Source organism: Sphingomonas sp. SRS2, from assembly GCF_000971055.1.
Lineage (GTDB): Bacteria > Pseudomonadota > Alphaproteobacteria > Sphingomonadales > Sphingomonadaceae > Rhizorhabdus.
In genome coordinates this window covers 1-13,843 of sequence record NZ_LARW01000080.1, presented here as the reverse complement: position 1 = coordinate 13,843, position 13,843 = coordinate 1, and the positions used below count along the sequence as shown (strand labels likewise).

Sequence of the window (13,843 nt, the reverse complement as noted above, 5' to 3'; positions counted from 1 at the left end):
GAAGCGGTGAAGATGACACAGGATAAACCAACCGATGTCGATGTGCTGGTCGTTGGCGGTGGCGGCTGCGGGCTGACCGCGGCGCTGCTGCTCGCGGATCTCGGCGTCGATGCGATGCTTATCGAACGGCATCCGATGACCTCGCCTTTGCCCAAGGCGCACATCCTCAACCCCCGTACGATGGAAATATTCCGCCAGGCCGGAGTCGCCGACGAGATCCTGGCGAAGGGCACGCCTTCGGCCAATCTGCGCACGACATCCTGGTATACCGGCCTTGGCGGCGACGCCCCGTGGGACCGTAAGATGTTTCACCGCATCGATTCCTGGGGCGGCGGCGCACTGCAGGAGCAATATGCGGCGGCTACCGCCGAAACCTGCGGAAACATGCCGCAATTGCACCTCGAGCCGCTGCTCAAGCGCCACGCCGACGCCCGCAATCCGGGCCGCATCCTGTTCGGACAGGAATTGTCGGGGATCGACCAGGACGAGACCGGGGTGACCGCGACGGTGCTGGAGCGCGATACCGGGCGCACATGGCAGGTGCGGGCGCGCTACGTCATCGGGGCCGACGGCGGACGCACGCTCGGGCCATTGGTCGGCGCGAAGATGATCGGCCGACCGCCGTTCATCGACATGACCAGCATCCATTTCCGCGCAGACCTGTCGCCCTATCTGCAGGATGACGACAGCGTGATCCGCATGATCACGCGGCCGTCGCCGGACGGCAGCTGGAACCGCGGCGGGCTTGTCTGCCAGGGACCCGATCGTTGGGACCGACACGCCCCCGAATGGCGCATCGGGGTGATCCTGCCGGTTCATGAGGAGGGCGTGGAGGATTACAGCGAGGATCAGGCGCACCGCGACGTCCGCCGCATTCTCAATCTGCCTGAACTCGAAATGGACATTTTGCGGATCAGCCACTGGATGGTCGAAGGCGTGGTGGCGGATCGCTATGGCTGGGGGCGTGTCCTGCTCGCCGGCGATGCGGCGCATCGCCATCCGCCGATGGGCGGGCTCGGCCTGAACAGCGCGATCCAGGATGCCCATAATATCGCGTGGAAACTGGCTGCCGTGCTCAACGGGGCGGCGCCCGCGCTGCTCGACAGCTATGAGATCGAACGCCGGCCGGTCGCACAGCATAATGTCGACTGGTCGACCTTCAATTTCTACAACCACCTCGCGGCGACCGCCGGTTTTGGCGTTATCCCGACCGCGCCGCCCGAGCATAATGAAGCCGCGCTTCGGGCGCTTTTCTCCGACACGCATGACGGCCGGGTTCGGCGGCGGCGGCTCGAGGAATTCTACGGAACGTTGCGCCGCGAATTTCAGGGTCTCGATGTCGAGCTGGGCTTCGAATATTCGCACAGCCCTGTCGTCACCGGTGACGACACGCCGCCGCCCCCGCGCGATCCGATCGGCAACGCCTATATCGCGTCGGCGCGGCCGGGCCATCGCCTGCCCCATGCCTGGCTTGAACGTGACGGGCGTCCGGTAACGACGCACGGCCTGCTTAAGCCGGGGCAGTTCCTGCTGATCGCGGGGCAGAAAGGCGAAGCGTGGCTGGCCGCCGCAAAAGCCGCCGCGACGGACAATGACGCCCCGATCACCGCACTGGCGATCAACGCGGACGGCCTGTCCGATCGCGATGGCGCTTGGGCACGGCTGCGTGGGCATGATGACGGCGGCGCGATCCTGGTGCGTCCCGATGGCCATGTCGCCTTCCGCGCGCCGTCCGCCAGCATCGACGCCGCGCGCGAACTGGGCGACGCTCTGACCCGCGCGCTCGGCAGGGGGCCGCCCCGGCAGGCGCGGGGCGCCCCACAGTCCAGCAATGAATTGCAGGACGCCGGGCGCTAGAGTCGCCTTGCCCGACCCATATGCGCTGCACGCACGCGCGCAGCCGGAGACGATACATGAGCGAATATCGCAGCATCTGGAACTATCTTTTCGACGTGCCCCATCGCCTCGCGTGGATCGATGTCGATGGCGTGTCGACCCGCTATCTGGAAGCGGGCTCGCCTGACGCTCCCAAACTCATCCTGCTGCACGGAACGGCCGGAAGCTTCGAGAATTTCTGTGCGAATATAGGCCCTTACGCCCTGCATTTCCACGTCTTCGCGCTGGACATGATCGGCTGCGGCCTGACCGACAAGCCCGATTATCCCTATACCGCGAAGATCTACGAAGCGCATCTGAGCGCGTTCATGGACAGGCTGGGTATCAGGAGCGCCGGCTTCGTCGGCGTGTCGCTGGGGTCGTGGATCGCGTCGCGCCTCGCTCTTGACGAGCCGGAAAAGGTCGAGCGGATCGTGGCGATATCGCCGGCTGGCATCATCCTAGACCGGCAGGCGCATGACGCCTTCGTCGCGGCTTTGAAGGCGCGACGCTCGGGCGCCGTCGATGAACCGAGCTGGGATAGCATCCATGGCGTCATTCGGGATCTGATGCTTGATGAAAAGGATGTCATTCCTGATCTCGTCGCGGTCAGGCTGGCGCTGTATCGCCGCCCCGAAATGCGCCGCGCGATGCCGCATCTGCTGCATATGACCAACGGCGAATTCGTACTGGAGGAAGCCGACTGGCGGAGTTTGACGATCCCCTATCTGACCGTCGCCGCCGTCGATGTGGACAACAAATTTCTCAAGAGCGCCTATCGCATCGCCGAACTGACGCCGCAGGGGCAGGTGATCGAAATGCACGGGTGCGACCATTGGGCGCAGTTCGAACAGGCCGACGCTTTCAATCGGGCCAGCATCGCCTTCCTGAAGGGTGCAGCGATCGGCGACATCCCAGGCGTGGTGAGGCCCGGCGCAAGCTGATTGGCCAGCCGCTCAAAGGTTCGGCCGCTCCAGTATCGTGACGACACAGGCGGCTTCCTCGACGCCGTGAAATCCGCCGCCATTTTCAGCCAGGCCGATCCGGGCGCCTTCCACCTGTCTTTCGCCGGCCTCGCCGCGCAGTTGCTCGACAAGTTCGACGAGCTGGATCGCGCCGGTGGCGCCGATCGGATGCCCCTTGGACAACAGCCCGCCCGAGCTGTTGATCGGCAGGCGTCCCCCCAGGCGGGTCGCGCCGCTTTCGACCAGCGGCCCGCCTTCGCCCAAGGCGCAAAAACCGAGATGCTCGCTCTGGATGATCTCGGCGATCGCCGACGCGTCATGAACTTCGGCCAGCGAGACGTCGCCCGGCGCAACCCCGGCCATGGCATAGGCGCGGCCCGCCGCAGTCCGTGTCAGATGCTGTTCGGCCGCCTCAGCGGTGCGTACGCTGCCGCTGCTGACGCCGATGCCGCGGATGCGCACGGCGCGAGCAGCGGCGCTGCGCCGCGCCACCGCTTCGGACATCACCACGATCGCCGCCGCGCCGTCGCTCATCGGCGCGCACATGGCGCGGGTCAGCGGCCAGGCCACCATCCTGTCGGCCAGCGCCTCCTCAACCGTGACCGGGAAGCGATATTGGGCGATCGGGTTGAACTGCGAGTTCCAATGGTTCTTCGACGCGACCTCGGCGATCTGCCGCGCCGTGGTGCCGAACGTCTTCATGTGAAGATGCGCCTGGAGCGCGTACATTTCCATGAACACCGACCGCTCGGCGGGACCCGCTCGCGCCTCCGGGGGCAGCTCCCAATCGGCGGTCGCGGCTCGCAACATGCCCATATGCTTCTCGGAAAGCTCCCTGTCCCAGCTTCCCTTGAACGCTTCGAACATCTCGGTTCGCTTATCGGGGTAATTCATCTTTTCGGCCCCGACCACCAGCGCCGCCTCGAACAAGCCGGCTCGCACGGCGGCATAAGCCTGAAACAGCCCCGAACTCGCGCTTGCGCAGGCATTGTCGGTGTTGAAGATCGGAATTCGCTCGAAACCGCATGACCGCAGCACGACCTGTCCGCGAATGCCATGCTGTCCTTCGAGCGCGCCAAGCCGCGTGTTGCAGAACCAGGCCGCTTCGATCTGCTCTCGTTCGATGCCGGCGTCGGCGAGCGCTGCGGCTACTGCTTCGGCGGTCAGATCGCGGATCGAGCGGTTTAAATGCTTGCCGAGCGGCGTCACGCCAACGCCGCCGATGTAGATATCAGGCAAGGCCGTTCTCCCGGATTATCGCGGCGTGAAGCGCCGTTGCGACGATGCAATTGCACAGCTGAGGTCGCCAAGTCATCGCGCATGCTCATGGGCGGTATATCGCTGGGCGATGGCTTGGTCCCCCTATCCACGATAATCGGAGACACGCCGGGCGGGTCTCGTTCGCCTCGCAGCGCAGCATGTCGAAAGTGCGATGTGAACTGTTCTGAGCTTTCGAAAGGAATATCTTGGCGGACGAGAATATGACGTCAGAGGACGTGACGAGGGATGGTCCCCGCCTGCCGGCTATTCGCCTGGGTTACGTGGGCGTCGAAGTCTCGGATCTCCCAGCTTGGGAAAAATTCGGCCGCGACGGCATCGGCTTTCACGTCGAATATTGCGACGAGAAGCTGATATTCCGCCTTGATGAGCGCAGCCGGCGCATCATCCTGTGGGAAGGCCCGCGCGACGATGTCGCCTGGTTCGGCTGGGAAGTCGATGGTGCGGAGGAACTCTCCGCCGTCGAGCGCCATCTGCGGAGCCTGTCGATCGATGTCCGGCCATTGAGCGCAAGCGACGCCGCCCTGCGAGGCGTCGGCCAGGCCATCGCCTTTAGTGGTCCGATGGGTCTGCCGTTCGAAATCTATTGCGATCCGGTGATCAGCGACCAACCGCTGAAGCTCAACGGGCTCTCCGCCTTCGCAGCCGGATCATCGGGTATCGGCCATATCGCCGTGCTGGTCGAGAATATGGCCGACGCAAGCGAACAGATTAAGACAATGATCGGTGCCAATCCCACCGATTGGGTCGAGATCAACCGCAATGGCGTGGTGACTTCGATCGCCTTTCTGCACTCGAACCAGCGCCATCATTCCTTCGCAATCGCCGAGACCAGCGGTCCGCGACCCGAAGGCATGAAGACGATCGCGCATCTGATGGTCGAAGTAGCGACGCTGGAGGATGTCGGAGCCGCGTCAATCCGCTGCAAGCGGCTGGGCTATCGCATTCCCCGCGATGTAGGCCTGCATGAGAATGACGGGGCTATCTCCTTCTACGTCGTCGCGCCGTCAGCTTTTCAGCTGGAGGTCGCCTATGGCCCGGTCCAGATCGAGGAAGGCCAATGCTGGGAAACCTCGACCTACGACACCGACAGCCGCTGGGGGCATAAGCCCTTCAACTGAAGGCGGACATCGACGAGCGGTTCTCGCCATGGAGTGGGCGGCGGAACCACGACGCCTCCATTAGGCTGGTCAGCGCGGCGCGGCCGCGCGCCGGGCCTGCCCTCGGCGCATCCCGACAGCGCCTCACCCGGTTCGCACACATCTCAGTTCCGGATATCCGCGCCACAAAAAAAGGCCGGCCCCGAAGGGCCGGCCCCTAGATAACTGATGGGATATTAGAAGGAATATCCGACCGTGACGCCATAGGTGCGCTTCGTACCATATTGCACCGGATCGCCGAGGTCGCTGATCAGGTTCGACACAAATACGTCGGCATTGGTGAGATTCTTGCCCCAGACGCCTACGCGGAGACCGGTTTGCGCGAAGGAGAAGCTGGCCTGGGCGGCGAGTGTCTCATAGCCGGGCTGACGCACCCGATTGCCGGTGTCCAGAAAGTAGTGATCGGAATGATAGAGCGTCACCGAGCTGTCGAACTTGCCGGCGTCGAATTCCTTCTCGAAATTGGCCGTGAGGGTCACGGTCAGTTCCGGGCTGCGGATTTCTTCGAATCCGCTGGCGTCGATAACGATTGTCCGGTTGCCGCCAAGGCCGGTGGGCACCTGCACCGACGCGTTGACGAACTTGTCGTAGCGCGCGTGCAGATAGGAAACGCCCGCGCGAAACGAAAATTCCTTCGTCACCGCGAACGAGCCGTCGATTTCGCCGCCGTAGATGTTCGCGGATGCGGCGTTCTGCACCGACGTCAATGGAATGCCGTTGACGTTGGTGAGCGCATTCACCTGCTGGTCGGTGTAGCGATAGTAGAAAGTCGCGGCGCTCAGTGAATATCGCCGTCCGACCTGGGTCTTGTAGCCCAGCTCATAGGCGGTGATCTTCTCCGGCTTGAGCGCGTTGGGGTTCAGCGAGAACAGGTTGAACACACCCGATTTGAAGCCCTGCGTGTAGGTGAAGTAGACGTTCGAGTCGTCGTCGACCTGATATTTGACCGTACCGCGCGGGGTGACCGAGTTGTAGTTCTTCACCCCCAGCCGGGGAACGCTGGCGGGAGGCGCGCCGAAACTGAAGACGGCGTCAGCGACACGATGTTCATGCGTGTAGCGCACGCCGCCGGTCAGCGACAGGCGATCGGTCAGCTTATAGGAAAGCTCGCCGAACGCGGCGTAGGAGCGCGTTGTCACACCAGCGACGATGAACACCGCGCCCGGATTGATGACGTTGGGATCGAAGAAATTCTTGTCGAAATAATAATTCGCGCCGGCGATCCACGAAACGGGCCCGTCGCTGTTCGACGCCAGGTTGAATTCCTGGGTGAAGTCCCGATTGCGGCCGCTGACATTGTAGTTCGCGACGTTGGTCGATGTCGCATCGCCGTCGAGGATGATGCGGCTGCGCAGCTTGTCATATGCGGTGATCGAGGTCAGCGTCGCAAATGGCAGGTCGACGGTGGCCCTAAGGCTAACGCCCTTGCTTTTCACAGAAACCTCACCGCGCTGGTTGCTTGCCGTCTCGCGCTTGCGGGTCGGGATGATCGAGGTGGGATCAAGGACGCGAGCGAGCGTGTTCCCGTTGAGCGGCTGGAAGGTTTCGCCATTCTCGTCGAAACGATCGCTATAATAGCCCGAAAGAAGCAGTTTGACGGTATCGGTAGGCTTGATCAGCACCTTGCCGCGTACCGACTTGCTCTCCAGCCGGCCCGCCTTGCCACCCAAGAACAGGTCGCGAATATAGCCGTCATGCTTCTGATAAGAGCCTGAAAGGCTGACGGCGACGACGTCGGCGACCACCGGGCCGGTCAGGAAGCCCTTCGCCGTCCTGTCGTCGAGATTGCCATAGCCGAGGGTGATGTTGCCCGTGGGCGTAAATTCGGGATCCTTGGTGAAAATCTGTATGGCGCCGCCGGTCGCGTTCCGGCCGAACAAGGTGCCCTGCGGCCCTTTCGATACTTCGATACGGCTGATGTCGGGCAGGTCGTAAGCGCCGACCGAGGGATCAGGACGATAGACCCCATCTACATAGGTCGCGATATTCACCTCCGAGCCCGGCTCGGCGAGCTGGGTGGTCACGCCGCGGATCGATGGCTGAACGGTGGCGCCGACCGACTGCATGGTCAGGCCGGGCACAACGCTGACGAGATCGCGCGTATCGGAGACGCCGCGACGCTCGAGTTCGGCGCCCGATTGCGCGGTTATCGAAATCGGCACGTCCCGCAGTCGCTCGACACGCTTCTGCGCCGTAACGACGATTTCCTCGATCCCGCCTGCATCAGCGCCGGCCGCCTGGATCGATGCGGCGGCATCTTGCGCCAGCGCTGCGCCGGGCAGGACCAGCGCCGCGCCGGCGAGGCTCATCGCGATCGCGTCCGCCGCCGTGAAAGTGAAAAGACGCGCCTTCTTTCGCATAGTATATGGTGTCATATTGAACTCCCCCTTTAGATCGCCGCCGCTTGGCGGTCAGTTTGGCATGAGGTGCAGATCGCGGGTGGCAAGGTGCCCCTCTCTCACCGCAATCTGGATATCGCGTGGCGAGAGCGCATCGCCGATCAGGCGGATGTCAGCGCTCTCGTCGCGCAATTCGTCGTAGAGATACCGAAGCGGCTCATTCGGCTGCACGAGCACGACGGTGTCGGCCAGAACCGCATAGCCCTGATTGCCGCCGCTTTCCGAAGGCCGCACGATGCACTGGCCCGGCTCGATCGCGATGAGTTGATGCCGGCTGAGCAGCGTGAAAGCGCCAGTCGCATAAAACCGCTCCAGCGTCGGCTGATCCCGGAAGGTGGTGGCTACATAGGGCGCGAACTGCGGCAAATGCGTCAGGAAGGTGACCGCCACGCCCTGCGCCAGAAGATGTTCGGCAGCGGCGACCGCCTCAAAGTGGCCGACCGCGTCAGAAACCAGCGCCGTCTTGCCGAGCGGCCGGGTGATTTCCGACAGCAGATCCACTGATGATACGACATGCGGCAGATCGTGCCCGCGCAACACCCGGCCCGGATCGTTGAGCTGGAAGCCGTCGGAGCGCGGCATAGCGCCGGTGGCGATGATCACAATGTCGGCCGCCTCGGCGCGAATCTCCGCCGCTTCGAAATAGGTGTTCAGGCGAATTTCGACGCCCAGGCGATATAGCTCACGCTCTTGCCAGTTCAGGAAGTCGCCCATGGTATGCGCATAAGGAACCTGGCTGCCGAGTGCGGCAGTTCCACCCAGTCCCTTGCGCGCTTCGACCAACGTCACGCGGTGCCCCTGAAGCGCTGCAACGCGCGCAGCCTCCATCCCGGCGGGGCCACCGCCGATGATCAGGACTTTGCGAGGCCTGTCGCAGTTCTGGAGCAGGTCCTCGGAGAGTTCGGCCTCCCGGCCCGTGGCGGGGTTGACGAGGCACGCCATGAAATTCTCACGCACCGATCCGCCGAGGCAACCCTGGTTGCAGGCGATGCAGGGCCGAACCTCCTCCATCTTACCTTCGCGGGTCTTCCGCACGAGATGGGGGTCGGCGATTTGCGCGCGCACCATCGAGACGAGATCGGCGTCGCCGTCGCGAAGCAGCTGCTCCACCTCTTCGAGCGTACGGAAGCGGCCCGCGACAAGGCGCGGCACCCTCGCCGCCTGCAACGTTCTGGCCGCCGATGACAGCTCGTAGCCGGTAGGATTGTGCATCGCGCCGATCATCGTATCGATGCGGTGGTAATCGCCCTTCGACATGTTCACATAATCGACCAGCCCCTGCGACTGGACGAATTCGAGAAGCGCCCGGTTATCGTCGTCGGTGATGCCGTCGGTGGCTTCGCTCGCGCTCAGCCGGATGCCGATCGCCAGGTCGGGACCGATCGCGGCGCGTACGGCGCGCAAAGTCTCGATAAGGAAGCGCCTGCGGTTTTCAATGCTCCCGCCCCATTTGTCGCTGCGGTTATTATAGTGCGGCGAAAGAAATTGGTGGAAGAGATAGCCGTGACCAGCGTGGAGCTCGATTCCATCGAGCCCGCCATCGCGGCAACGGCGAGCCGCGGCGGCGAAAGCGGCGACGAGTTCGTCGACTTCGGTTCCCGACATCGGCTTGCCGACCACGCCGAAATAGCCGGGGATCGTCGAGACCGCCCAGGGCGGGCCATCATAGCCGAAATAGAGATTGCCGCCGTGCCAGAGCTGCTGGAAGACCTTCATGCCATGAGGCCGGACGGCGGTCATCAATTTGCAATAGCCGTCGATGACGATGTCGGAGATGTTCGCCATGTTCAGCCGCGAGGACGGGTGCACGCAGGCGGCCTCCAGGATGGACAAGCCGCATCCCCCTTTGGCACGTTCCAGATGATAGTTGATGAATGTATCGGTGATATCGGGGCACGCATAACCCGTATTATGCCCCGTCCGAACCACCCGATTGGGAACAATTACAGGGCCGATGGCAAGAGAGCGGAAGACAATATCAAGAGCCATTCAATCTGTTCTTCCAATAGTCGAAGCATTATCGGGTAACATGAAATCTGACTTCCCGAAGAGAAGCATATATATATATAAAGAACTGTGGCTTGATGTCGGAGACACATGAATACGCCGTAATTTATCGACGTTTTGTGCCTTCACGCGCAGCGCATCTTTCCTCGCCTCTCCGATATCATCTGATCTCGGGTGTTTTTTGTTCCAGTCTTCCGGTGATAATCGAACATTGTCGGTCAAACTATATCAACGCGGCATGGCAAACATGTTGGCCGGGACAGCCGCGAGCCAGATCGACTATGCCTGTCCCGCGGTCCTGTGTTCGGTGCTGGCCTCAAAGGGCACGACAAAGATGTTATCGAGATCCAGTGCGGGAGAGATCGGCATCTCGGCGGTATCCGAGCGATCCTTGAGACCCTGGATCGTAGCCGCCAGATCATCGGTTTCGATGTCGTAGACCGCCAGATAACGGTAGGGCGTCTGAGGCTCTACGTCGAGGACGGCATCGAAGCGCTGCGCGCCGACAAAACCGGGAACACGGAGCACGTCTCCGAGGTGCTGATCCTTGTACCAACGCTTGAATTCATCATGCATTTCGTCGGCGGCATTACTCAGGACGATCAGCTTGTATTTTTTCATGACCCCTCCACGGCGCGGCGTCAGCCCAAAGTTATTGCCGTGGTATATCTGACGTGCCGCCAATCAGCTATCGCGTCTACAGATATGTGCTATGCATTGACAATGGCGTACGATCCGCCCGCCACGCATCGACCAGCATAGAGCCGCTCGCACGCCACAGATCAGATGTGCTGATTGGGGGGGCTGGTAATCAGGGGCGAAGGGGGCCGTCGTCCATCTGGCGGAACACCTCGATCAGCTTGAACGCCTTCATCATTACCGTCGGTGTCTCTCGATCGGTGCGGGCCCGACTCGTGTAGACGGAAAGACGCCCACAATGAACGCCCACACGCTGGACGACTCGTCGCCGACTGGCTCGATCCACCACGCCGCCGTCAAGAAATGCCGCAGCATGCCCGAGTACAGCGCCGCTGGAGACAAAGCTAATTATCGTCTTCCCGCCTCTGAATTGGTCCTTGTTGGCTTCGTTCTCGCAGGAAATCCAACGGGAAAATCGGCTCGCCGTCTGACAGCGCCTGAGAGGCCACCAGCTGATCTGATTGGTAAATTTTGACTCGCCCCGAGCCCGCAGAGCCGGGTGCCACCTTTGAGGTCGCAGCACTTCAAGCGTCGAGACGAGCCGCGAGGTCAGCGGCCCTTGGCTTGTAGTAAATCTGCAGCATCGCGAGCGATTTGTGGCCGGTGATCGCTGCCAGTTCCAGCACGTTGGAGAGCTTCGGCGCCATGGTCGACGCCGCCTCCCGCCGGCTGTCGTGAAAATGGATGTGCAACAGGCCGGCATCGCGGCGGGCCGCCCGGAAGAGCTTGTCAAAATTCCCCGTCTGGACCGGCACCACGGGCGCGGAAGCGGATCGGTGCTTCACGATCTTCAGCAGTTTCATCGCAGCCTTCGACAGAGGCACGAACCTCTCGTCGCCATTCTTCGTCATATCCAGATGGGCATGCCGGGCGATGAAATCGATGTCCGACCATCGCAGCGAGAGGATCTCGCCCTTTCGCATCGCGGTTTCGAGCGCGAGGTAGAATGCGAATGCCACCCATTGCCCTGACTTTTTTGGCTCGCTCTTCCCGTCCCATTCGAGCTGATCAATGATCTGCTCGCGTTCAGCAATGGAAATGCGCTGCCTGCGCGGCCGGGCCTTTCGCGGCTTGGCGACGAGTGTGCACGGGTTGGACGTCAAACCAAGGCGCCACTCTTTCATCGCGTGGGTAAACACGGTGGAGATGAGGGAAAGCTCGCGATTCACCGATGAGGCCGAGACCGAAAGCAACCTGGTGTCTCTCCATTCGGCGATGTCCGGCCCGGTGATCGCTACGATCGGTTGGTCGAAAACAGGAAAGCGATTGGCCATGCCCTTGAGCCTGATCTGTTCCCAGCGGCCACCGCGCTTATTTGGAGAGACCTCGTCGGCATAGCGTTTGAAGATATCGGCCGCGGTCTTTCCGACCTGCGGGACGCGGATATTGAGGATCGTGGCCGGCGACACGCCTTCGAGGATTTTGCCCTCTGCCTTGATCGCCCAGATCTCCGCTTCCGTCTTTGTATCGAATGTCGCCGAAACCGCCCTTCCTCGCCGCCGGACCTGGACCCGCCACGAGTTTTTGCGCTTCTGAATGGTAGCCATCGGTGGTATCTTTCGTGCTGAATTTAGGATGCACGAACGGCCTAGCCACGGTGGCACAAATGGCACAAGGGCAGGTCAGAACAAGTAATCCTGAGTAAGGATTGGTAAGAACAAATATATGGATTTCAGATACTTGGCTGAAATCCTAAGGCCAAGAAAAGTTCTCGACCGCACCAAATAGTCCATAAGAGCCGGATGAAAGAGTCACCGCTTCGGCGGTGCCCTTGATTCTCCCGCAGTTCCGCGCGATTTTTGAGCGACGCGCCGTGGACTGCGGTCATGAGACGGGCCGTTCGGCACCTCATGCTCGAAAAAAATGGGCCGCGTCTCAGGCGGCCCGCTTTCTGACCCCAGTCGGATTCAGGCGACGCCGAGCAGGCTTCGTTGTTCGTGCCACGCCATCGGGAGATCGACCGCGAGTAGCGCCGTAGGCGTCAAGGTGGATGGTTGACGCCTTCAACGATGGCGGTCACGATATCGGGGGCCAGGAAACTCACCGCCAGCAGCTTCGCCAGCCGTTTCCGGCACCGACCATTTTCAAAAGCAATCTGCTGCAGCGACTTGCCGCTCGATGACACAACGAGATCTCTGGCCGTAACGGCGTCAGCGATCACCGCCACGAGCTTTGGATCACGGTTGCGCTCCACAGTCTTCGCGGTGGCCGGCCCTGGAATGATCAGCCGGATTTGATGACCGCGCCGGACCCGTACCGCTGCGGTCGATATAATGATCGGTGCTATTTCGGCAGGGTCCAGTCCCAGCAGCTGGAAGAGCCCGTCTGACCTCAGCTCGATCGATATCTGCTGATCGTGCAAACTGACCCGCTCGATCATCTTGTGAAGCAGCATCTCTTTGTCGGGTGGGAATCCAGCTTTAAACGTCGAGGCAGCACGTTCGGCTGCCCACAGGACCTTCTGAGTCTGGTCCGCCGCAAGCGCCTGCGCTTTCGTCAGGTCGATCAGTTTCGCTTCGTCCCGGAGCAAGTCCGCGAGCTGGGAGCAGACAAGGCCTTCGACATCATACGCTGACACACGCCACGCAGGCTCATCGTCTATGTGCTCGGGGCGGGTCACATAATAGCGATAGTTTCGCGAACCCTTCTTTGCGTGGGTGGGCGTCATGGCGCGCCCCAGCCCGTCGACGATCAAGCCGATCAACAGGCTCGGGTTCCGAACGCGGCCGCGCCTCGCTCCGCCGCTTGCCTGTGCGACCATCTTGTCTTGAACCTCGTGCCAGAGTTCCATCGGCACGATGGGCTCGTGCTCGCCGGGGTAGGCGGCATCCTTGTGGACGATCTCGCCGAGATAAATGCGGTTGCGGAGCAGATGATACAGCGTGCCCCTCCTGAAGACACACCCACCACGATGCGGGCCGCTGGCCTGCCTTTGGACCTTGGTCCGAAATCCGTCCCGCTCCAGCTCAGCGACCAGCTCGTTGACCGATGACAGCGCCAGATAGCGCCGCATGATGTGGCGAACCGTTTCAGCTTCCTGTTCCTCGACTATCAGCTTTCGGTTATGCACGATGTAGCCGAGAGGGACGGGCCCACCCATCCACAGGCCCTTCTTCTTCGAAGCGGCGATCTTGTCGCGGATCCGCTCGCCGGTCATCTCTCGCTCGAACTGTGCGAAGGACAGCAGCACGTTGAGCATGAGGCGCCCCATGCTGGTCGTGGTATTGAGCGCCTGGGTCACCGAGACAAAGCTGGCGCTCGCTGCGTCGAGAATCTCCACGATCTTGGCGAAGTCGGCGAGACTGCGGGTGAGCCGGTCGATCTTGTACAGGATGTAGATCGGCGTGCAAAAAGGACCCCCTTAGCGGGGTGATCGGCGTCTAAAAGGGACCCCTCATTTCGATGGTTTAAACGGCCGACTGGATTGTCAGTTGGCGAGATCGGGATGTTGGTTGTGGAG

Annotated in this window: 10 protein-coding genes; 4 read left to right on the top strand and 6 right to left on the bottom strand. The window is 61.8% G+C overall.

The features are described 5' to 3' along the window. Positions 1–12: 12 nt before the first annotated feature. Positions 13–1,857 carry an FAD-dependent monooxygenase gene (locus WP12_RS09885; protein ID WP_046193570.1) on the top strand — a complete coding sequence of 615 codons (1,845 nt, stop codon included), beginning with the start codon at positions 13–15 and terminating at the stop codon, positions 1,855–1,857. 56 nt (positions 1,858–1,913) lie between these two features. Further along, complete coding sequence (locus tag WP12_RS09880) at positions 1,914–2,819, top strand: alpha/beta fold hydrolase (RefSeq protein ID WP_046193548.1); 906 nt, start codon at positions 1,914–1,916, stop codon at positions 2,817–2,819. Between the two features lie 12 nt (positions 2,820–2,831). Here WP12_RS09880 and WP12_RS09875 read toward each other — a convergent pair whose 3' ends face one another. Beyond that, positions 2,832–4,079, bottom strand: a complete 1,248-nt coding sequence (locus tag WP12_RS09875) for a thiolase family protein (RefSeq protein ID WP_046193547.1) — start codon at positions 4,077–4,079, stop codon at positions 2,832–2,834. 242 nt (positions 4,080–4,321) lie between these two features. Here WP12_RS09875 and WP12_RS09870 point away from each other — a divergent pair, with 242 nt between their 5' ends. Next, a complete protein-coding gene (locus WP12_RS09870; protein WP_084691071.1) occupies positions 4,322–5,239 on the top strand; it encodes a VOC family protein in 918 nt (305 codons plus the stop codon). A 215-nt stretch (positions 5,240–5,454) separates the two neighbouring features. Here WP12_RS09870 and WP12_RS09865 read toward each other — a convergent pair whose 3' ends face one another. The 3 genes from WP12_RS09865 to WP12_RS09855 form a co-directional block, all read right to left on the bottom strand. Further along, positions 5,455–7,653, bottom strand: coding sequence for a TonB-dependent receptor (locus tag WP12_RS09865; RefSeq protein WP_084691070.1), 2,199 nt, complete (start codon positions 7,651–7,653; stop codon positions 5,455–5,457). Between the two features lie 36 nt (positions 7,654–7,689). Next, entirely contained in the window at positions 7,690–9,666 is a 1,977-nt protein-coding gene (locus tag WP12_RS09860) for an oxidoreductase (RefSeq protein ID WP_046193544.1), read from the bottom strand. A gap of 297 nt (positions 9,667–9,963) precedes the next feature. Further along, complete coding sequence (locus tag WP12_RS09855; RefSeq protein WP_046193543.1) at positions 9,964–10,305, bottom strand: DUF4286 family protein; 342 nt, start codon at positions 10,303–10,305, stop codon at positions 9,964–9,966. 316 nt (positions 10,306–10,621) lie between these two features. On the opposite strand from WP12_RS09855, the gene WP12_RS24800 reads away from it, so the two are divergent. Continuing rightward, positions 10,622–10,858, top strand: coding sequence for a hypothetical protein (locus tag WP12_RS24800; protein WP_152663947.1), 237 nt, complete (start codon positions 10,622–10,624; stop codon positions 10,856–10,858). A 49-nt stretch (positions 10,859–10,907) separates the two neighbouring features. Here WP12_RS24800 and WP12_RS09850 read toward each other — a convergent pair whose 3' ends face one another. Further along, the gene (locus WP12_RS09850) at positions 10,908–11,792 is read right to left on the bottom strand and encodes a tyrosine-type recombinase/integrase (RefSeq protein WP_200894486.1); all 885 of its coding nucleotides are present in this window, start codon (positions 11,790–11,792) and stop codon (positions 10,908–10,910) included. Positions 11,793–12,364: 572 nt separating this feature from the next. Then, positions 12,365–13,705, bottom strand: coding sequence for a recombinase family protein (locus WP12_RS09845; RefSeq protein WP_268794729.1), 1,341 nt, complete (start codon positions 13,703–13,705; stop codon positions 12,365–12,367). Positions 13,706–13,843: the final 138 nt, after the last annotated feature.

Coding starts and splice junctions, on each gene's coding strand:
- WP12_RS09885 (WP_046193570.1), top strand. CDS start 13: ATGACACAGGATAAACCAACCGATGTCGATGTGCTGGTCGTTGGCGGT.
- WP12_RS09880 (WP_046193548.1), top strand. CDS start 1,914: ATGAGCGAATATCGCAGCATCTGGAACTATCTTTTCGACGTGCCCCAT.
- WP12_RS09870 (WP_084691071.1), top strand. CDS start 4,322: ATGACGTCAGAGGACGTGACGAGGGATGGTCCCCGCCTGCCGGCTATT.
- WP12_RS09865 (WP_084691070.1), bottom strand. CDS start 7,653: ATGACACCATATACTATGCGAAAGAAGGCGCGTCTTTTCACTTTCACG.
- WP12_RS09860 (WP_046193544.1), bottom strand. CDS start 9,666: ATGGCTCTTGATATTGTCTTCCGCTCTCTTGCCATCGGCCCTGTAATT.
- WP12_RS09855 (WP_046193543.1), bottom strand. CDS start 10,305: ATGAAAAAATACAAGCTGATCGTCCTGAGTAATGCCGCCGACGAAATG.
- WP12_RS24800 (WP_152663947.1), top strand. CDS start 10,622: ATGAACGCCCACACGCTGGACGACTCGTCGCCGACTGGCTCGATCCAC.